This is a genomic window from Roseomonas haemaphysalidis (genome assembly GCF_017355405.1).
GTDB lineage: Bacteria > Pseudomonadota > Alphaproteobacteria > Acetobacterales > Acetobacteraceae > Pseudoroseomonas > Pseudoroseomonas haemaphysalidis.
On the sequence record NZ_CP061177.1, the window covers coordinates 1,111,583 to 1,130,000 of the forward strand.

The window sequence follows — 18,418 nt, forward strand, 5'->3', positions numbered from 1 at the left end:
GCCACCCCCGTCAACCCTTCCCGCAACGGAGCGCGCCCATGAGCACCGCCCTCGATACCTCTGTCGCCTCCGCCGCCCGGGTGGACGCGCCGCCGGCCATCCTGATGGACAAGGTCAACAAGTGGTACGGCGCCATGCACGTGCTGCGCGACGTCTCGCTCAGCGTGGCGGAAGGCGAGCGCGTGGTGGTGTGCGGCCCGTCAGGCTCTGGCAAGTCCACCATGATCCGCTGCATCAACCGGCTGGAGCAGCACCAGGAAGGCCGCATCGTCGTCGACGGCATGGAGCTGACCGGCGACCTGCGCAACCTCGACGCCATCCGCCGCGAGGTCGGCATGGTGTTCCAGTCCTTCAACCTGTTCCCCCACCTGACGGTGCTGGAGAACTGCACGCTGGCCCCCATCTGGGTCCGCCGCATGCCCAAGAAGGACGCCGAGGAACTGGCGATGGACTACCTGCGCCGGGTCAAGATCCCGGAGCAGGCGGGCAAGTACCCCGGCCAGCTGTCCGGCGGCCAGCAGCAGCGCGTGGCGATCGCCCGCGCGCTGTGCATGAAGCCCAAGATCATGCTGTTCGACGAGCCGACCTCGGCGCTCGACCCGGAGATGATCAAGGAGGTGCTGGACACCATGGTGATGCTGGCCGACACCGGCATGACCATGATCTGCGTGACCCACGAGATGGGCTTCGCCCGTCAGGTGGCCGACCGCGTGGTGTTCATGGACCGTGGCGAGGTGGTCGAGTCGGGGGCGCCGGACACGCTGTTCAACGACCCCAAGACAGACCGGCTGAAGATGTTCCTCAGCCAGATCCTGCGCGGCCACTGAGCACAGGCCTCGCGCCGCCCCTTTCGCGTTTTTCCTGTCCAGGGGGCCGGGCCCCCCTGGAGCCGCCTTTCACGGCCGGAAAGGCGGGACGCGCGCGAAATCGCTTTCGCAACAACGTGCCAGGAACACCCCCGGGCCCCGCCGGCCCGGGGTGCGGGAGATCCCGTTCGCTGCCGGGGGAATGCGAGGGGGCAGCACCCCCGCAAGGGCCACAGGTGCCCCCGGACGCCGCGCTCTTGCGCCCCAACCTCCCCCAAGCCTATGCGTGGCACCCCAGCAACACCGCAGCGATGGCCGTGTCCCTTCAAGAATCCGCCCCTGATACCCGCCCGCTGACCCCTGCCCTGCTGCTGGGGGTGCTGGGCGTCGTGTTCGGCGACATCGGCACCAGCCCGCTCTACGCGCTGCGCGCCTCGCTGCTGCATTTCTCGGCCGACGGGCTGGAGCGGTGGGAGATCCTGGGCATCCTCAGCCTGATCTTCTGGTCGCTGATCCTGGTGGTGACGGTCAAATACGTGCTGCTGGTGCTGCGCGCCGACAACAAGGGCGAGGGTGGCATCCTGGCGCTGATGGCCCTGGCCCAGCGCGTCGCGCGGTCGGACCGCTCCCGCCGCTTCGTGGTGCTGGCCGGCATCATCGGCGCCGCGCTGTTCTTCGGGGACGGCATCATCACCCCCGCCATCTCCGTGCTGTCGGCGGTGGAAGGGCTGAAGGTCATCTCGCCGGTCTTCGACCGCGCCATCATCCCGCTGTCGCTGGTCATCCTGGTGGCGCTGTTCCTGGTGCAGTACCGCGGCACGCACGGGCTGGGAAAGGTCTTCGGCCCGATCACCGCGGTGTGGTTCGCCAGCCTCGGCATCCTCGGCCTGATCGAGGTGCTCAAGGAGCCGGAGGTGCTGGTGGCGCTCAGCCCGCACCACGCCATCACCTTCTGCGCCACCTACAAGCTGGCGGCCTTTATCGCGCTTGGCTCCGTGGTGCTGGCGGTGACGGGGGCCGAGGCGCTGTATGCCGACATGGGGCATTTCGGCGCGCGCCCGATCCGCTTCGCCTGGCTGTGGTTCGTGCTGCCGTCGCTGACGCTGAACTACCTGGGCCAGGGCGCCCTGCTGCTGTCCGACCCCACGGCGCTGGAAAACCCCTTCTACCTGCTGGCGCCGGAATGGCTGCGGCTGCCGCTGGTGGTGCTGGCCACGGCCGCCACCATCATCGCCAGCCAGGCGATGATCTCGGGCGCCTTCTCGATCGCGCGGCAATGCGTGCAGATGGGCTTCCTGCCGCGCCTCGTGGTGCACCACACCTCCGAGACCGAGGAGGGACAGATCTACATGCCGCAGATCAACTACGCCCTGCTGGTCGGCGTGGTGATCCTGGTGCTGGCCTTCCACAACTCGGACAGCCTGGCCGCGGCCTACGGCATCGCGGTCACCGGCACCTTCATCTGCACCTCGGCGCTGGCCGGCATGGTGCTGCGGCGGCGCTTCGGCTGGTCGCTGCTCAGCGTCGCCGTGGTGATGGTGCCGCTGGCGCTGCTGGATGCCAGCTTCTTCATCGCCAACGTGCTGAAGGTGCCGGATGGCGGCTGGGTGCCGCTGGCGCTGGGCGCCGTGCTGTTCACCATGATGCTGACCTGGCGGCGCGGCCGCGACCTGCTGTTCGACCGCTTCCGGCAGGACAGCCTGCCGCTGAAGTCGTTTATCGCCCGCCTGCCGCAGTCGCGCACCATCCGGGTGCCGGGCATCGCCATCTTCATGACCGGGCAGGCCGACTACCTGCCCAACGCGCTGCTGCACAACCTCAAGCACAACAAGGTGCTGCACGAGCGGGTGCTGTTCGTCACCGTGATCAACGAGGACGAGCCGCAGGCGGCCGAACGCCGCGAGGTCACCGAGATGGCGCCGGGCATCCACCGCGTCATCCTGCACTACGGCTTCCAGGAAAGCCCCAACATCCCCAAGGAACTGGAAGCGCTGCGCGAGCACGGCGTCGATTTCGACCCGATGCAGGCCTCCTACTTCCTGGGCCGCGAAACGCTGGTGGCCGCCGCCGTGCCCAAGCTGTCCCGCTGGCAGCAGGCGATGTTTTCCGTGATGAGCCGCAATGCCGTGCCCGCCACCGAATTCTTCCGCATCCCCAGCGACCGCGTGGTGGAGCTGGGCGTGCGGGTGGCGATCTAGCCGCTTGCGGGTTCTGCTCTGGTACTGGGGGCGGCGGGGCGGCGGCGCGCAGTTCGCCCTCAGCCTCGCCCGCGGCCTGGCGGCGGTGCCCGGCACCGAGGTCGCCCTGTCCATCTCCCGCGAAGGCGACCTGGCGGCCGGGTTCGCTGCCCTTGGCCTGCCCTGCGACGCCGTTCCCACCTATTCCGGCGCGCCCGGCTTCCTGCTCGGCACCGCGCGGGTGCCTGGGCTGGCCCGCCGGCTGGCGCGGCAGGCGCGGGACTTTCGCGCCGATGTCGTGCTGTCCGCCATGCCGCATCTCTGGACGCCGCTGGTGGCCCCTGTTCTGAAGCGGGCCGGCATCGCCTTCGTGCCCGTGCTGCACGACGCGGCACCCCACCCCGGCGACCCGGCATTGCTGTGGCACTGGCGGCTGCGGCGGGAACTGGCCGCCGCGCGCGGTGCCGTGGTGCTGTCCGCCGCCGTGGAGCGGGCGATCCGCGCCGGGGCGCCGGCCCTTCCGCTGTTCCGCCAGCCGCTCGGCGCGCACCTGCCGGGGCCGGTGCCGGTGGGCGTGGAGGCCACCCATGACTTCCTATTCTTCGGCCGGGTGCGGGCCTACAAGGGGCTCGACCTGCTGCGCGACGCCTTCGCGCTGCTGCGCCAGACCCACCCCGCCGCCACCCTGCGCGTGGTGGGGGAAGGGGACATGGAACGCGCCGCCCCCGGCCTTTCCACCTTGCCGGGCGTGACCGTGGAGCCCCGCTGGGTCGCGGATGCCGCCATCCCGCCGCTGGTCGCCACCGCCCGCAGCTTGGTGCTGCCGTATCGCGAAGCCAGCCAGTCCGGCGTGCTGCCCATCGCGCTCGCCTGCGGCGTGCCGGTGGTGGCGACCCCGGTGGGCGGGCTGGCCGAGCAGGTGACGGACAACGAGACCGGGCTGCTGGCCGCCGCCGCGACACCGGAGGCCCTGGCCGCCGCCATGGCGCGGATGCTGGACCCCGCCACCCGGGCGCGGCTGGCGCGCGGCGCGCTGCTGCGCGGGGCGGGGCTGGCGGATTGGCCGGCGCAGGCGGAAATGCTGCTGGGGGGGATCCGGCCCTGGCTGGGACTGGTGCAAAGGTCGGGGGAATGAATTCCCCCGAACCCCCTTCTTCTTTCTGTCTCATGTGCGGTTGCGGCCCTGGCGACCCGGCGCCTCAGGCACGACAGGAGTCCGACGAAAAAAAGATGGGGGTCTGGACGAATTCATTCCCCCGGCCTTTCCTTTCGCCGGAGATGCCGCCCCGATGATCCGCCGCATCTGGACCCTGCTCCCCCGCAAGCTGCGCCGCGAGGCGCTGTTCGGCGGCATGGCGCTGCTGGCCCCGCGCATCGCGCGGCCGGAGCCGGATGGCGAGGGCGTGCTGGCCGTGGCGGGATATTTCACCGCCGCCACCGGGCTTGGCGCCGCCACGCGCCGGCTGGTGGCCGGGCTGCGCGCGGCGGGGCTGCAGCCGGCGGAGGCCGACCTCACCGGGCCATTGCGGCAGCGCGCCGGGCCGGGTGGCGCCGGGCCGCTGCAACCCGTGCCGGAAGGGCCGGGCACGCTGCTGGTGCATGTGAACGGGCCGATGCTGCCCTGGGCGCTGCGGGCGCTGGGCCGCCGCGCCGTGGCGGGCAAGCGCGTGATCGCCGTGTGGAACTGGGAGCTGCCGCTGCTGCCGGCCGACTGGCTCCGCGGCTTCCGCTGCTGCCATGAGATCTGGGTGGGCAGTGAGTTCGTGGCGGCGGCGGTGCGCGCCGCCCCCGGCGCGCCGCCGGTGCGGGTGGTGCCCTATCCCATCCTGCCGGCGCCGGCCCCGGCGGCGATGGGGCGCGACGAGTTCGGCCTGCCGGAGGCTGCCTTCGTGACGCTGGCGCTGTTCGACGCCACCTCGTCGCTCGCGCGCAAGAACCCGCTGGGGGCGATCGCGGCGCATCACGCGGCCTTTGGCGACCGGGCCGACCGGGTGCTGGTGGTCAAGACGCATGCCACGGCCGATGCCGGCCCGGGCTGGGCCGCGGTGATGGCCGCCGCCGCCGCGCGCCCCAACGTGCGGGTGGTGGACGAGCACCTGTCCCGCCCCGCGCTGTGGGCGCTGATGGCGGCGTCCGACTGCCTGCTGTCGCTGCACCGGGCGGAGGGCTACGGCTTCGCGATGGCAGAGGCGATGCTGCTGGGGCGCGCCGTGGTGGCCACCGGCTGGTCCGGCAACGTGGATTTCATGCACGGCCCCGGGGCCCACCCCGTGCCGTTCCGGCTGGTGCCGGCCGAGGACCCGCAGGAGATCTATGACCTGCCCGGCGCCCGCTGGGCGGAGCCGGACGGTGCCGCCGCCGCCGCCCTGCTGGCGCGGCTGGCCGGCCCGCCCCGGGCGCCGCACCCGCCGCCGGTCAGGTTTCCGCTACCGGACTACCCGCGATTGCTGTATCGCCGCCCGCGGAACGCGGTGCCGGCCTCGCCAATGGCCCCGGCCGGTGCCATTGAGTAAGACACGACACCCTGGAAGTTGAGATCCGCTGATATGCCGCGCGCTTTGATTACCGGAATTACCGGACAGGATGGTGCCTATCTGTCGCAGCTGCTGCTGGGGAAGGGCTACGAGGTCTTCGGCCTGCTGCGCCGCTCCGCCTCCTCCGAGGTGATCGACAGCCGCCTGCGCTGGCTCGGCATCGACGGCAAGATCACCATGCTGGACGGCAACCTGACCGACCTGTCCTCGCTGATCCGCGTCATGGAAGAGTGCAAGCCGGACGAGGTCTACAACCTCGGCGCCCAGAGCTTCGTGAAGACCTCCTGGACGCAGCCGCTGCTGACCGGGCAGGTGACCGCCATCGGCGTCGGCAACATGCTGGAAGCGGTCCGCCTGATCGCCCCCAAGGCGCGCTTCTACCAGGCCTCCTCCTCCGAGATGTATGGCCTGATCCAGGAGCCGATCCAGAGCGAGAGCACGCCCTTCTACCCGCGCAGCCCCTACGCGGTGGCCAAGCTCTACGGCCACTGGATGACGGTGAACTACCGCGAGTCCTTCGGACTGCACGCGTCCAGCGGCATCCTGTTCAACCATGAAAGCCCGCTGCGTGGCCTGGAGTTCGTGACCCGCAAGATCACGGACGGCGTGGCGCGCATCAAGCTCGGCCTCGCGTCCGAGCTGCCGCTCGGCAACCTCGACGCCAAGCGCGACTGGGGCCATGCGCGCGACTACGTGCAGGCGATGTGGCTGATGCTGCAGCAGGAAGTGCCCGACGACTACGTGGTCGCCACCAACCGCACCACCACGGTGCGCGAGTTCTGCCGCATCGCCTTCGCGCATGTGGGCCTGGACTACGAGAAGCACGTGACGGTGAACCCCGCCTTCCTGCGCCCGGCCGAGGTGGAGGTGCTGCACGGCAACGCCGCCAAGGCGGAAGCGAAGCTCGGCTGGAAGCCGGAGACGACGCTGGAGCAGATGGTGCAGGAAATGGTCGACGCCGACATCAAGCGCCACCAGGCCCGCATCGCGGCCGCCTGAGCATGGCCTTCGTGCCGCGCCGGATCCTCGTCACCGGGGCATCCGGCTTCGTGGGGCAGCACCTGCTGCGCCAGCTGCGCCGGGACTTCCCCGGCGCGATGCTGGTCGCCGCCGAGCGTGGCACGGATTGCCCCGGCGCCGACCAGGTCCTGCCGATGGACCTGGAGCGGCCCGAGGCGATGGACGCCCTGGTGCGAAACGCCGCGCCCGATGCCATCCTGCACCTGGCGGCCCAGGCCGCGGTGGGGGAGGCCTTCGCCAACCCCGGCCGCACCTGGCGCCTCAACCTGCTGGGCACCCTGGCCCTGGCCGACGCGGCGCTGGCGCATGCCCCCGCCGCGCCCTTTCTCTTCGCCTCCTCGGCCGAGGTGTATGGGCTGACCTTCCGCGACCGCGAGGCGCCGTTGGACGAGGACGCGCCGATGCGCCCCGCCAACCCTTATGCCGCCAGCAAGGCCGCCTGCGACATCGCGTTGGGCGAGATGGCGCTGCGCGGGCTGCGCGTGCTGCGGCTGCGCCCCAGCAACCACGCCGGCGCCGGGCAGGGGGAAGGCTTCGTGGTGTCCGCCTTCGCCCGCCAGGTGGCGTTGATCGAGGCCGGGCGGCAGGAGCCGGTGATGCGCGTGGGCGCGCTGGACCGCTGGCGCGACTTCCTGGATGTCAGCGACGTCTGCGCCGCCTACAGCCTGGTGCTGCGCGAGTCCGACCGGCTGGAGGCGGGCGCGGTGTTCAACATCGCGTCCGGCGAGGCGCAGCGGATCGGCGACGTGCTGCAGGCCCTGCTGGACCGTTCCGGCGCCAGCGTGACAGTGCGGGAAGACGCGGCCCGGCTGCGCCCCACCGACGTGCCCCGCACCGTCGGCAACGCCCGCCGGCTGCGCGACACGCTGGGCTGGGCGCCACGCATCGGCTGGGACGCCACGCTAGATGCCGTGCTGGCCGACTGGCGCCAAAGGGTCGCCGCCGGGGCCTGAGCCCCGGCGCGCCTCAGCGCGTCAGGTCCACCGGCACCGCCGTGACGCTGTTGAAGGGCGAGCCGTCGATGATCTTGGTGCTGGTGATCAGATAAACCAGCACGCGCTTGTCCTGGTCCAGGATGCGCGTGACCGTCAGCGCCTTGAACAGCGGCGAGGACGATTGCCGGAACACCGATTCCGTTTGCGGAATGCCGCTCGGCATCGCCACCGGCCCGGTGGCGCGGCAGGCGATGCTGAAGCGCGACGGGTCCTCCGCCAGCCCCACCCAGCCGCTCAGCCCGCCGGTGTCGGCGCGTGACACGTAGCAGGACACGTTGGGCACCTTGGGGTCGTCGTAGCGCTCCACCACCACCTTGTCGTTGGGGCCGACCATGCGGAAGGTGGTGCTGATCTCCCCCACCCGGGTCTGCGCCATGGCGGCAACGGGCAGCAATGAAGCCAGCACGGCGAGGGCGAGGCGCATCAGGGCGATCTCCAGGTAAGGCGATACGGGAGATGGGATAACGGCGGGGGGCGGGAAAAGGCCGGGGGAAAGAATTCCCCCAGGCCCCCATCTTTTCTTTGTCAGTCGGCGCTGGCGGCGGCGGGGCACTGTTCCGGCGCGCTGATCGCCGCCGGGAACGCGTTCAGCCATTCCCCGGGCCGCGAACGGCCGCCTGGCAGGTCGTCCAGGCGCATGCGCTTCAACACGCAGACCGGAAAACAGGAAGAAAAAGAAGAAGGGGTTTCAGGGGGAATTCATTCCCCTGACCTTCTACCCCCGCTTCGGTGCGTTCTCGCCCAGGTCCCAGAACAGCCCCGCCATCATCCGCAGCCCCTCGGAGACGATCGGCACCAGCACATGCTCGTCCGGCGCGTGCTGCGCGCAGGCGGCGTAGGAATGCGGCACCCACAGCGTTGGCAGGCCCAGGATATCGGCGAAGACATGGTTGGGCAGGCTGCCGCCGATATTCGGCAGGATGGCCGGCGGGCGGCCCAGCGTGGCGGCGATTGAACCCGCGGCCCAGCGCACCCAGGGCGAATCCGGGTCCAGCCGCGTCGCCGGCGCGGCCTCGCGGTCGTTGGGGACGATTCGCACGGCCTGGAAGCCCCGCGCGTCCAGGTGCGCGCGCAGGGCAGGCACGATGGCGGCGGCGTCCGTGCCCACCACGTAGCGCAACTGCACGGTGGCGCGGGCCACCGGCGGCACGGCGTTCATCGGCGCCTCGGCATTGCCGGCGCCGATCGCCAGCACCTCCAGCGTGTTCCAGCCGAACAGCCGCTCGGCCGGTGTCAGCCCCTCGGCGCCCCAGTCCTCGTCCACCGCCGGGTCGGTTTCGCCGCCGCCGACGCGCAGCGGGGCCAGGGCGGCGCGCACGCTGTTGGGCATCGGCGGCGGCAGCAGGCCGTCCACCAGCAGCCGGCCGCGCGCGTCCACCATGCTGGCGATGGCGTGCGACAGCACGGTGGCGGGGTTCAGGATCACGCCGCCCCAGTTGCCGGAATGATAGGCCCGCTCCCGCGCCCGCAGCTCCAGCCCCACGTTGAAGGCACCGCGCGAGCCGAGAAAGATGGTGGGCTCGCCCGCCGAAAGGCGCGGCCCGTCGGAGGCGATCAGCACGTCCGCCGCCAGGTCCGCCTTGCGGTCGCGGCAGATGGCGGCGAGGCCGGGGGAGCCGGACTCCTCGCCCATCTCCAGCAGCACCTTGGCATTGAAGCCGAGCCGCCCGCCGCGCACCGCCAGCACCTCGCGCAGCGCCGCCAGGTTGATGCCGTGCTGGCCCTTGTTGTCGGCGGTGCCGCGGCCGTACCAGCGCTCGCCTTCCGGCGTCAGCACCCAGGGGGACAGGCCCTCGCGCCAGTCCTCGTCCTGGCCGTGCACCACGTCGCCATGGCCATAGACCAGCACCGTCGGCAGCGCCGGGTCCTCGATCCGCTGGGCGATCAGGAAGGGGCCGCGGTTCGGCACGCTGTTGGCCACCACCTCGCACGCGAAGCCCATGGCCCGCAGCGCCGGGATCATCTCCTCGGACAGGTAGCGGTCCAGCTCGGCGGCGCCGGCGGGGTTCTGGCTTTCGCTGCGAAAGGCGACGCGGCGGGCCAGCTCGGCCTGGAAGCGGCCGTCCTCCAGCAAAGCGAGGCTGGAACGGATGGCGGTGTCACGGGTCATGCGTCCGGCTCCGGCGCTTGTCAGGGATGGCGGGGCGCCGGTGCGGCGTCAGTTGCGCACGGCATCCGTGGCATAGGCGGCCTCGGCCCCCTGCTGCACCTCGGTGTCCAGCACCGTGGCGGCGAGGATGGCGAGCAGAACGGCGGCCACGATGCCGCTGACAAAGGCTTTCATGATCAGGCTCCCAGGATCGGCCGCAGGCTAGGAGGCGGCGGGGCGGGCGTGCAAGAGCAGCTCCGCCCCGGCCAGCTCCGCCGGGGTGTTGGCGTTGAAGAAGGGGTCCACCGGTTGGTCCGGCCATTCCGCCGCGGCGCAGCCGAAGCGGGCGGTCCAGCGGTCGATCTTGCGTTCGCCGGCCAGCAGCGCCGTGCGCAGCTCCGCCCGCAGCGCCACGGGCCAAAGGCCGATGGGCGGGTGCGACCAGCCGCCGGAGCGCGCGCAGGCCAGCGGCACGCCGGCGGCCTGGCGCGCCGCGTGCAGCCGTGCCACCAGGTCGGTTGGAATGAAGGGGGAGTCGCCGGGCACGGAGGCCACCCAGTCCAGGCCGGGATGTGCGGCGGCCGCGTGGTCCAGCGCGGCCAGGATGCCGGCCAGCGGGCCGGGGTGGTCCGGCACGCCGTCGGCCACCACGGGCAGGCCGAAGGCCGCGAAGCGCGCGGGGTTGCCGTTGGCGTTGACCACCAGGGCCGCCACCTGCGGCCGCAGCCGCTCCGCCACATGCGCCAGCAGCGGCCGGCCGCCCAGCGCGCGCAACGGCTTGTCGCCGCCGCCCATGCGCCGTGCCAGGCCGCCGGCCAGGATCACGCCCAAGGTCGGGGGCAGGGTGGGGGGCATCTCAGCCACCTTCCGCCTCGCGCGAGTTCTTGCGCCAGTGTCGGGCGCTTTCCTCTTCAACGTAGTGCAGGTCGGCGTCGAAGACGATGCGGTGCTCGCCGGCCAGCGCCACGAAGCGGCGACCCTTGCAGCGGCCCACCAGCGTCAGCCCCACCTCCCGCGCCAGTTCCACCCCCCAGGCGGTGAAGCCGGAGCGCGAGATCAGGATGGGAATGCCCATGCGCACCGTCTTGATCACCATCTCCGAGGTCAGGCGGCCGGTGGTGTAGAAGATCTTGTCGGCGCCGCTCACGCCTTCGCGCCACATCCAGCCGGCGATCTTGTCCACCGCGTTGTGCCGGCCGACATCCTCCATGTAGGCCACCGGCTGGTCCTGGAAGCACAAGGCGCAGCCATGAATGGCGCCGGCTTCCAGGTACAGCGTCGGCAGGGTGTTGATGCGGTGGAGCAGGCGGTACAGCCACGAGGTGCGCAACTCGGCTGACACCGGAAGCCGAACCTGGGAAAAATTCTCCATCAGGTCGCCGAAGGCGGTGCCCTGGGCGCAGCCGCTGGTCAGCGTCTTCTTTTTCAGCTTCTGCTCGAAGTCGGTGCCGCGCGCGGTGCGCACCACCACGACGCCCAGGTCCTCGTCATGGTCGATGCCCGTCACCTCGTCGTCGGGCCGCAGCATGTTCTGGTTGAGCAGGTAGCCCAGCGCCAGGTCCTCCGGCCGGTCGGCGATGGTCATCATCGTCACGATCTCCTGGCCGTTCAGGTAGAGCACCAGGGGGCGCTCCACCGTCACGGAGGATTCGATCGGCGCCCCGGTGTGGTCGATGCCGGACACGCGCCGGGTCAGGCGCGGGTCGGCGGGGTCGGGGCGGACGCGCAGCAGGTCATCGCTCATGAGGCAAGAGATGCGATGGCGGCGGGTGTTGCGGAAGGCCGGGGGAAGGAATTCCCGCGGGGCCCCATCTTTTTTCCGTCTGTTGACGCAGAGGGGAAGGGGCGGGCGCCCGGTAAAAACAAACAAAAGAAAAGATGGGGGTCTGGGGAATTCTTTCCCCCGGCCTGCCTCTTCCGGCCACCACCGGAATAAGCCTAGGCTGCGCGCGGAGACACACCGGAGGGGGTTCGGATGCTGCGCAGACACCTGGGGGCGGCGCTCGCCGCGATGTTGCTGACCGCCGGCCCGGTGCTGGCGCAGGGGCGGGACCTGACCATCGTGTCCTGGGGCGGCGCCTATCAGGACGCGCAGCGGGACGTGTTCTTCCGCCCCTTCCAGCAGCAAAGCGGCGGCACGCGCATCTTGGAAGAGAACTGGGACGGCGGCGTCGGCGTGCTGCGCGCCAAGATCCAGTCCGGCGCCAACAACTGGGACCTGGTGCAGGTGGAAAGCGAGGAGCTGCTGCTCGGCTGCGACGAGGGGCTGTTCGAGAAGATGGACTTCGCCGCCATCGGCGGCGCCGAGCGCTTCATCGCGCCGGCGCGCAGCGAATGTGGCGTCGGCAACATCCTGTATTCCTTCGTGCTGGCCTACGACAAGGCGCGCACGCCCAATGCGCCGGCGAGCTGGGCCGACTTCTTCGACACGCAGCGCTGGCCCGGCAAGCGCGGCCTGCGGCGCGGCCCCAAGACGACGCTGGAGATCGCGCTGCTGGCGGACGGCGTGGCGCCGGGCGACGTGTACCGCGTGCTGGGCACGCCGGAAGGGGTGGATCGCGCCTTCCGCAAGCTCGACACCATCAAGGGCGACATCGTGTGGTGGGAGCGCGGCAGCCAGCCGCCGCAATGGCTCGCCAGCGGCGAGGTGGTGATGACCGACGCCTATAACGGCCGCATCAGCGCCGCCAACACCAGCGACGGCCGCAACTTCGGCATCGCCTGGAAGAACAACCTGTTCACGCTGGACAGCTACGTGATCATGAAGGGCAGCCCCAACCGGGCGCAGGCCCAGGCCTTTCTGCGCTACTGGTCGCAGCCGCAGGTGGCGGCGCTGCTGGCGCCGCGCATCCCCTACGGCGCGACCGTGGTGGGCGCGGACGCGCTGCTGCCGCCGGCGGTGCTGGCCAACCTGCCCACCGCGCCGGAGAACGCCGCCGGCGCGCTGGAAATCAACGACCGCTTCTGGCTGGACAACCTCGACACGCTGAACCAGCGCTTCAACAACTGGGTGTCCCGCTGAGCCCACGCCTTGGTGCGGCGGCGCTGGTGGCGCCGCTGCTGATCTTCCTGCTGGCCGTCTTCGTGCTGCCGATCGGCGCTTTTCTGCTGCGCGCGGTGCAGGAAGCCGACGTGCCGCCCGTGTTGCCGCGCACGATCGTGGCGCTGCGCGGCTGGGACGGCGCCGCCGCGCCGGGCGACGCCGCCTTCGCAGCCCTGGCCGAGGACCTGCGCGCCGCCCGCGCCCGGGACCAGGACACCGGCGCCGGCTCCATCGGCCGTGCCAGCGCCCGGCTGAACACCGACTGGCCGGGTTTCCGCAGCCTGCTGCCCGCCACCGCCCGCCGCGTGGCGGCTTCGGGCGAGCCGCGCGCGCTGGTGCTGGCGGCCGGCCCCGCCTGGGACACGCCCGCCCCCTGGGCCGCCATCCGCCGCGCCGGCGGGCCGCTGTCCGACTTCTACCCGCTCGCGGTGCTGGACCTGAAGCGCGACGCCGCCGGGCACATCGCGGGCGCGCCGCCGGAGCAGGCGATCTTCCGGCAGGTGCTGTGGCGCACGCTGTGGATCTCGCTCTGCGCCACCGCCATCGCGCTCGCCATCGGCTATCCGCTGGCCTGGCTGATCGCGACGGCGCCGCCGCGCGTGGCGCCCTGGCTGCTGGGCGGCGTGCTGCTGCCGTTCTGGACCAGCCTGATCGTCCGCACCGCCGCCTGGATGGTGCTGCTGCAGCGCGAGGGCGTGGTCAACGCCGCGCTGCAGTCGGCTCGCCTGACCGATGGGCCGCTGCCGCTGCTGTTCAACCGCGGCGCCGTGCTGCTGGCCATGGTGCATATCCTGCTGCCCTTCATGGTGCTGCCGATCTATGCCGCGCTGAGGTCGCTGGACTGGCGGCTGCCGCGCGCCGCCGTCTCGCTCGGCGCCTCGCCGATGCGGGCCTTCTGGCGGGTGTCGCTGCCGCTGTCGCTGCCCGGCGTGGGGGCGGGCTGCCTGCTGGTGTTCATCCAGGCGCTGGGCTTCTACGTCACGCCGGCGCTGCTGGGCGGCGCCAACGACCAGATGCTGTCATACTTTGTCGGCTTCTACGCCACCCGCACGGTGGACTGGTCCATGGCCGCCGCCCTGTCGCTGCTGCTGCTGCTGGCGGTCGCGCTGGTGGTCGGGTTGTACGCCCGGCTGGTGGGCTTCGAGCGGACCCGCGCGGCATGAGGCGCCCCGGTCCCCTGTTGTGGTGCTTCGGCCTGCTGGCGCTGGTGTTCCTGCTGGCGCCGGTGGCGGCCATCCTACCGCTGTCCTTCTCCTCCGGCGCCTTTCTGTCCTATCCGCTGCCGGGGCTGTCGCTGCGCTGGTATCAGGACTTCGCCACCTCCGACTTCTGGCTGCCGGCGCTGTGGAACAGCCTGCGGCTCGGCGCCACGGTGGCGGTGCTGGCGTCCGTGCTGGGCACGCTGGCCGCCTTCGGCCTGTGGCGGGCGCGCTTTCCCGGGCGGGGCGCCGTGATGGCGGTGCTGATGGCGCCCATGGTGGTGCCGGCCATCGTGGTGGCGGTGCCGCTGCTGCTGTTCTTCGGGCCGCTGGGGCTGACCAACTCCTTTCCCGGGCTGGTGCTGGCGCATACCGTGCTGGGCGCGCCCTTCGTGGTCACCACCGTGCTGGCCGCCCTGGCACAGTTCGACCCGGTGCAACTGCGCGCGGCGGCGGCCTGCGGTGCCCACCCGGCGCGGGCCTTCTGGCGCGTGTGCCTGCCGCAGATCGCGCCGGGCGTGGCGGCGGGCGCGGTCTTCGCCTTCGCCATCTCGCTGGACGAGGTGGTGGTGGTGCTGTTCCTGGCCGGCCCCGCGCAGCGCACCCTGCCGCGCCAGATGTTTTCCGGCCTGAACGATTCCATCAGCCTGACCGTGATGGCGGCGGCGGTGGTGATGGTGGTGCTGTCCTGCCTGCTGCTGCTGGCCGTCACGCTGTTGCGCCGGCGGCCGGGCTGAGGGCCTTGCCCCACGGCGCGCGTGGGGCCACCTGCCCGATGCAGACACCGAGACAGGGAACCGCGACGCCATGGCCCACCCCCCTTCCGCCGCCCTCCCCATCCACCGGCGCAGCGCCCTGGCCGGGGGCGCGATGCTGCTGGCCGGCGGGCTGTTCGCCAGCCCGCGCCGTGTTCTGGCCCAGGCGGCCGCGCCGGCGTCCAGCCCTTACACGCTGCCGCCGCTGCCTTATGCCAACAACGCCAACGAGCCGCATATCGACGCCGCGACCATGGAGCTGCACCACGACAAGCACCATGCCGCCTATGTCAGCAACCTCAACACCGCGCTGAAGGACCACGGCCAGCTGGCCGCCCTGCCGCTGGAGGAACTGCTGACCAACCTGGCCGCGGCACCGGACAGCGTGCGCACCACGCTGCGCAACAACGCCGGCGGCCATGCCAACCACGCGATGTTCTGGCAGATCATGGGCGGCAAGGGCGGCACGCCGGAAGGCGAGCTGTCGGACGCCATCAGCCGCGACCTCGGCAGCTTCGACACCATGAAGACTGACTTCAACACCGCCGGCGCCCGTGTGTTCGGTTCGGGCTGGGTGTTCGTCACCGTGACGCGGGAAGGCAAGCTGGCCCTGGCCAGCCGCCCCAACCAGGACACGCCGCTGATGGACGGCACCAAGGTGCTGTTCGGCAACGACGTGTGGGAGCACGCCTACTACCTGAAGTACAACAACCGCCGCCCGGAATACCTGACGGCGTGGTGGAACGTCCTGGACTGGTCCAAGATCTCGGAGCGCTACGCGGCCGCCAAGGCGGGGACGCTGAAGGTCTGATCCGGGCGGGAAAGGCCAGGGGAATGAATTCCCCTGGAACCCCTTCCTTCTTTTCCGAGCCTGGAACACGCGCAGGGCCGCCATGAAACGCCGCTGCCGCGACGAGGCATTGTAGACAGACAGGAAAAGACGGGGGTTCGGGAGAATTCCTCCCCCCCGGCCTTTGTCAGCCCCCGTTAAACCGGCGCCTCGATCCGCCGGAACCGCGCTTCCGCGAATTCGAACACGCCGAAGGCGGCCAGGCCCAGCGCCACCACCCCGTACAGGAACTGCCCGAAGGGCTGCCCCTGCAGGGCGCGCAGCGCGCCGCTGAGGCCCACCACCTCCTGCGGGTTGGAATGCAGCGCCGCCAGCATCACGAAGATGCCGATGATCAGGAACACCACGCCCCGCGCCGCGAAGCCCAGGCGGCCCAGCGGCACCACCCATTGCGCGGCATCGCCCGGGCAATCCAGGTGCTTGGTGAAGGAGGCCCGCCAGCCGCGCACCAGAAAGGCGATGCCGACGCCGGCCACCACGGCGCCGGCCAGCCCCACCAGCACCTCGCCGAAGGGGTGGCCCATCACCCAGCGCGACCAGTCCTGGGCCTGGGACGCGTCGTCGCCGGCGCCCCGCGCGCTGCGGCCGCCGGCCGCCAGGGTGGCGGCGAAGAGGCCGAGGCTGGCGTAGGTGAAGGCGGAGATGAGTTGGCCGGCGCGGGCGCCCAGCGCCTTGGGCTTGGTGCCGCGCCGGTCGGCATCCAGCAGCGACTGGCAGGCGCGCCACAAGGCGAAGCCGAACAGGCCGAGCGCCACGATCCCCAGCAGCACGCCGCCGAAGGGATGCGCCAGCAGCGACAGCAGCGCGCCCTTGTTGCCGGAATTGCCGCCGCCCTGGCCCATGGCGGCCAGAAAGGCCAGCAGCCCGACCACGAGGTTGACGACGCCCCGCGCGGCGTAGCCGAGGCGGGCGAGCAGGACGAGGGCATGGCGGTGGGACGGCAAGGGCGGCGCTCCGGGTACAGGGCGTGTAACGGCCCGGCCCCGGCTTGGATGCAACCTGCGCTACGCCTTGGCTTCGCGCAGTTCCAGGGCGCGGGCGTAGACCTGCTTGCGCGGCAGGCCGGTGGCGGCGGCGACCAGGGCCGCGGCGTCGCGCAGGCTTTCGCCGGTCGCCAGCGCGGCGCGCAGCCGGGCGTCCAGCGCGGCCTCGCCTTCCGGCGCGTCTTCTTCCGCCGGGCCGACCACCAGCGCGATCTCGCCGCGCGCGGGGTGGGCGGCGTAATGCGCGGCGAGCTCGGGCAGGGTGCCGCGCCGCACTTCCTCGAAGCGCTTGGTCAGCTCGCGCGTCACGGCGGCGGGGCGGGGGCCAAGGGCCTCGGCGAGCGCTTCCAGCGCCTCGGCCAGCCGGTGGGGGGCCTCAAAGAAGACCAGGGTGGCGGAAAGGCCCGCGCGCTCGATGGCGCGCAGCCGGGCTAGCTCGGCGGCCCGGGCGGCGGCGCGCGGCGGCAGGAAGCCGAGAAACAGGAAAGGGTGCGGCGGCAGGCCTGACAGGGTCAGCGCCATTACCGCCGCGTTGGGGCCGGGCACGGCGCTGACCTCGTGGCCGGCGGCGATGGCCGCGCGCACCAGCCGGTAGCCGGGGTCGCTCATCAGCGGCGTGCCGGCATCCGACACCAGCGCGAGGTGTTGGCCCTCGGCCATGCGGGCCAGTAGGCGGGGGGTCGCCTGGTCCTCGTTGTGGTCGTGCAGCGGCACCAGCGGGGCGGCGATGCCGTGGCGCGCCAGCAGCGGCGCGGTGGTGCGGGTGTCCTCGCACAGGATGGCATCCGCCGCCCGCAGCGTGGCCACGGCGCGGGGCGACAGGTCGCCAAGGTTGCCGATCGGCGTCGAGACCAGGATAAGGGGGGGCGGGGTCCTGCCCGCGGGGCGGGAGTCGCCCGCCCCGGGCGGGTCCGCCGCATCCGGCGCCGCGATGTGCGGCGTGTCATTCAGGCCGGGCGGCGCGCCCGGCAGAGGGGAGGCTTCCGTTGCGGTTCCTGCGTTCGACCGGTCCTGACGGGATTCGTCCTGTGCCACACGCTGCTCCTTGCTCCCGTCCGCGCCGGCTGGTGCTGGCGCTCGGCGCCCTTGTGGGGCTGGCGGCCTGCGCGCAGCAAGCCCCGGGTCCTTCTTCTTACATGGGCGGGGTGATGCCGCAGGCCGGCGGCCTGCCCCTGGCCCCCGCCCAGCCGCCGCGCACCAAGGTGGCGCTGCTGCTGCCGCTGACCGGCGGCAATGCCCAGCTCGGCCAGCAGATGCTCAATGCCGCGCAGCTCGCGCTGTTCGAGCAGGGGGCGCCCGGCTTCGAGTTCGTGCCCCGCGACACCGGCGGCACCGCCGCCGGCGCGGCCGAGGCGGCGCGCGGCGCCATCGCGGGCGGCGCCCGCGTGCTGGTCGGGCCGCTGACCACGGGCGAGACGGCCGCCGCTGCCGCGCCCGCCCGCGCGGCCTCCGTGCCCATGCTGCCCTTCACCAACGACTCCAACCAGGCGGCGCCGCTGGTTTGGCCGCTGGGCATCACGCCGGGGCAGCAGATGCGCCGGCTGGTGGCGGGCGCCCATGCCCAGGGGGCGCAGCGCTTCGCGCTGGCGGCGCCCTCCGGTGCCTTTGGGCAGCAGCTGGCGGCCGGGCTGCGCTCGGCGGCTTCCGACCTCGGCCTGCCGGCGCCGGTGATCCTGAACTACCCCGGCGCCGCCCAGCCCGCGCTGGCCGCCAAGGACATCGCCACCCGCCTGGCCCCGCCCGCCGAGGGCACGCCGCCGCCGCCGGTGGACATGCTGATCCTGGCCGAGGGCGGCACCCGTGCCCGCGAATTCGCCGCCGCCCTGGCCGGCGCCGGGCTGACGCCCATGCCGAAGCTGGCCGGCAGCCTGCTTTGGGCCAGCGAAGCCGGGCTGGCGCAGGAGCCCGCCCTGGCCGGCGCGTGGTATCCGGCTGGCGACCCGGCCGCCCGCGCGCAGTTCGACAGC

Annotated in this window: 18 protein-coding genes (1 of these 18 only partly in view); 11 read left to right on the forward strand and 7 right to left on the reverse strand. The window is 72.1% G+C overall.

Annotated elements, in window-relative coordinates; all coding sequences use genetic code 11:
* The first annotated feature begins 38 nt into the window (after positions 1–38).
* From IAI59_RS05100 to IAI59_RS05125, 6 genes are all read left to right on the forward strand, one after another.
* On the forward strand, positions 39–827 hold the full coding sequence (locus tag IAI59_RS05100; RefSeq protein WP_272874670.1) for an amino acid ABC transporter ATP-binding protein: 789 nt from the start codon (positions 39–41) through the stop codon (positions 825–827).
* Between the two features lie 290 nt (positions 828–1,117).
* Positions 1,118–3,004, forward strand: coding sequence for a potassium transporter Kup (locus tag IAI59_RS05105; RefSeq protein ID WP_207419076.1), 1,887 nt, complete (start codon positions 1,118–1,120; stop codon positions 3,002–3,004).
* 4 nt (positions 3,005–3,008) lie between these two features.
* Positions 3,009–4,118, forward strand: a complete 1,110-nt coding sequence (locus IAI59_RS05110) for a glycosyltransferase family 4 protein (RefSeq protein WP_237180923.1) — start codon at positions 3,009–3,011, stop codon at positions 4,116–4,118.
* Positions 4,119–4,272: 154 nt separating this feature from the next.
* Positions 4,273–5,496, forward strand: a complete 1,224-nt coding sequence (locus IAI59_RS05115) for a glycosyltransferase (RefSeq protein ID WP_207419074.1) — start codon at positions 4,273–4,275, stop codon at positions 5,494–5,496.
* Between the two features lie 33 nt (positions 5,497–5,529).
* Entirely contained in the window at positions 5,530–6,516 is a 987-nt protein-coding gene (gmd, locus tag IAI59_RS05120) for a GDP-mannose 4,6-dehydratase (protein WP_207419073.1), read from the forward strand.
* A 2-nt stretch (positions 6,517–6,518) separates the two neighbouring features.
* On the forward strand, positions 6,519–7,490 hold the full coding sequence (locus tag IAI59_RS05125; protein ID WP_207419072.1) for a GDP-mannose 4,6-dehydratase: 972 nt from the start codon (positions 6,519–6,521) through the stop codon (positions 7,488–7,490).
* Positions 7,491–7,503: 13 nt separating this feature from the next.
* Here IAI59_RS05125 and IAI59_RS05130 read toward each other — a convergent pair whose 3' ends face one another.
* From IAI59_RS05130 to fdhD, 5 genes are all read right to left on the reverse strand, one after another.
* Positions 7,504–7,956 carry a CreA family protein gene (locus IAI59_RS05130; RefSeq protein ID WP_207419071.1) on the reverse strand — a complete coding sequence of 151 codons (453 nt, stop codon included), beginning with the start codon at positions 7,954–7,956 and terminating at the stop codon, positions 7,504–7,506.
* Between the two features lie 291 nt (positions 7,957–8,247).
* Positions 8,248–9,642: a M20 family metallopeptidase gene (locus tag IAI59_RS05135; protein WP_207419070.1), complete on the reverse strand. Its 1,395-nt coding sequence runs from the start codon at positions 9,640–9,642 to the stop codon at positions 8,248–8,250.
* A gap of 48 nt (positions 9,643–9,690) precedes the next feature.
* Complete coding sequence (locus IAI59_RS23310; protein WP_272874667.1) at positions 9,691–9,816, reverse strand: hypothetical protein; 126 nt, start codon at positions 9,814–9,816, stop codon at positions 9,691–9,693.
* A gap of 27 nt (positions 9,817–9,843) precedes the next feature.
* Complete coding sequence (mobA, locus tag IAI59_RS05140) at positions 9,844–10,476, reverse strand: molybdenum cofactor guanylyltransferase MobA (RefSeq protein WP_207419069.1); 633 nt, start codon at positions 10,474–10,476, stop codon at positions 9,844–9,846.
* Position 10,477: 1 nt separating this feature from the next.
* Positions 10,478–11,365 carry a formate dehydrogenase accessory sulfurtransferase FdhD gene (gene fdhD, locus IAI59_RS05145; RefSeq protein ID WP_207419068.1) on the reverse strand — a complete coding sequence of 296 codons (888 nt, stop codon included), beginning with the start codon at positions 11,363–11,365 and terminating at the stop codon, positions 10,478–10,480.
* A 231-nt stretch (positions 11,366–11,596) separates the two neighbouring features.
* On the opposite strand from fdhD, the gene IAI59_RS05150 reads away from it, so the two are divergent.
* From IAI59_RS05150 to IAI59_RS05165, 4 genes are all read left to right on the forward strand, one after another.
* Positions 11,597–12,643: an ABC transporter substrate-binding protein gene (locus tag IAI59_RS05150; protein ID WP_207419067.1), complete on the forward strand. Its 1,047-nt coding sequence runs from the start codon at positions 11,597–11,599 to the stop codon at positions 12,641–12,643.
* Positions 12,644–12,669: 26 nt separating this feature from the next.
* Positions 12,670–13,827 (forward strand): ABC transporter permease, encoded by a 1,158-nt coding sequence (locus tag IAI59_RS05155; protein ID WP_207419066.1) that lies wholly within the window; start codon positions 12,670–12,672, stop codon positions 13,825–13,827.
* On the forward strand, positions 13,824–14,600 hold the full coding sequence (locus tag IAI59_RS05160; RefSeq protein ID WP_207419065.1) for an ABC transporter permease: 777 nt from the start codon (positions 13,824–13,826) through the stop codon (positions 14,598–14,600). Before IAI59_RS05155 ends, IAI59_RS05160 begins: the two co-directional genes overlap by 4 nt.
* A 70-nt stretch (positions 14,601–14,670) precedes the next feature.
* Positions 14,671–15,429 (forward strand): superoxide dismutase, encoded by a 759-nt coding sequence (locus IAI59_RS05165; RefSeq protein ID WP_237180922.1) that lies wholly within the window; start codon positions 14,671–14,673, stop codon positions 15,427–15,429.
* A 176-nt stretch (positions 15,430–15,605) separates the two neighbouring features.
* On the opposite strand, the gene IAI59_RS05170 is transcribed toward IAI59_RS05165, so the two are convergent.
* Entirely contained in the window at positions 15,606–16,412 is an 807-nt protein-coding gene (locus tag IAI59_RS05170) for a DUF1206 domain-containing protein (RefSeq protein WP_207419064.1), read from the reverse strand.
* 60 nt (positions 16,413–16,472) lie between these two features.
* Complete coding sequence (gene rsmI / locus IAI59_RS05175) at positions 16,473–17,384, reverse strand: 16S rRNA (cytidine(1402)-2'-O)-methyltransferase (protein WP_207419192.1); 912 nt, start codon at positions 17,382–17,384, stop codon at positions 16,473–16,475.
* Between the two features lie 215 nt (positions 17,385–17,599).
* On the opposite strand from rsmI, the gene IAI59_RS05180 reads away from it, so the two are divergent.
* Positions 17,600–18,418, forward strand: the 5' portion of a protein-coding gene (locus IAI59_RS05180; protein ID WP_207419063.1) for a penicillin-binding protein activator. It continues 264 nt past the right edge of the window; the window shows 819 of its 1,083 coding nt (coding positions 1–819); its start codon is at positions 17,600–17,602; the stop codon falls past the right edge of the window.

What these genes read in the sequence shown, in the direction of transcription:
- IAI59_RS23310 (WP_272874667.1), bottom strand. Translation starts at nt 9,816, where the DNA reads ATGAAAGCCTTTGTCAGCGGCATCGTGGCCGCCGTTCTGCTCGCCATC.
- gmd (WP_207419073.1), top strand. Translation starts at nt 5,530, where the DNA reads ATGCCGCGCGCTTTGATTACCGGAATTACCGGACAGGATGGTGCCTAT.
- IAI59_RS05115 (WP_207419074.1), top strand. Translation starts at nt 4,273, where the DNA reads ATGATCCGCCGCATCTGGACCCTGCTCCCCCGCAAGCTGCGCCGCGAG.
- IAI59_RS05165 (WP_237180922.1), top strand. Translation starts at nt 14,671, where the DNA reads ATGGCCCACCCCCCTTCCGCCGCCCTCCCCATCCACCGGCGCAGCGCC.
- IAI59_RS05105 (WP_207419076.1), top strand. Translation starts at nt 1,118, where the DNA reads ATGGCCGTGTCCCTTCAAGAATCCGCCCCTGATACCCGCCCGCTGACC.
- IAI59_RS05150 (WP_207419067.1), top strand. Translation starts at nt 11,597, where the DNA reads ATGCTGCGCAGACACCTGGGGGCGGCGCTCGCCGCGATGTTGCTGACC.
- IAI59_RS05125 (WP_207419072.1), top strand. Translation starts at nt 6,519, where the DNA reads ATGGCCTTCGTGCCGCGCCGGATCCTCGTCACCGGGGCATCCGGCTTC.
- IAI59_RS05160 (WP_207419065.1), top strand. Translation starts at nt 13,824, where the DNA reads ATGAGGCGCCCCGGTCCCCTGTTGTGGTGCTTCGGCCTGCTGGCGCTG.
- IAI59_RS05130 (WP_207419071.1), bottom strand. Translation starts at nt 7,956, where the DNA reads ATGCGCCTCGCCCTCGCCGTGCTGGCTTCATTGCTGCCCGTTGCCGCC.
- IAI59_RS05135 (WP_207419070.1), bottom strand. Translation starts at nt 9,642, where the DNA reads ATGACCCGTGACACCGCCATCCGTTCCAGCCTCGCTTTGCTGGAGGAC.
- mobA (WP_207419069.1), bottom strand. Translation starts at nt 10,476, where the DNA reads ATGCCCCCCACCCTGCCCCCGACCTTGGGCGTGATCCTGGCCGGCGGC.
- fdhD (WP_207419068.1), bottom strand. Translation starts at nt 11,365, where the DNA reads ATGAGCGATGACCTGCTGCGCGTCCGCCCCGACCCCGCCGACCCGCGC.
- IAI59_RS05100 (WP_272874670.1), top strand. Translation starts at nt 39, where the DNA reads ATGAGCACCGCCCTCGATACCTCTGTCGCCTCCGCCGCCCGGGTGGAC.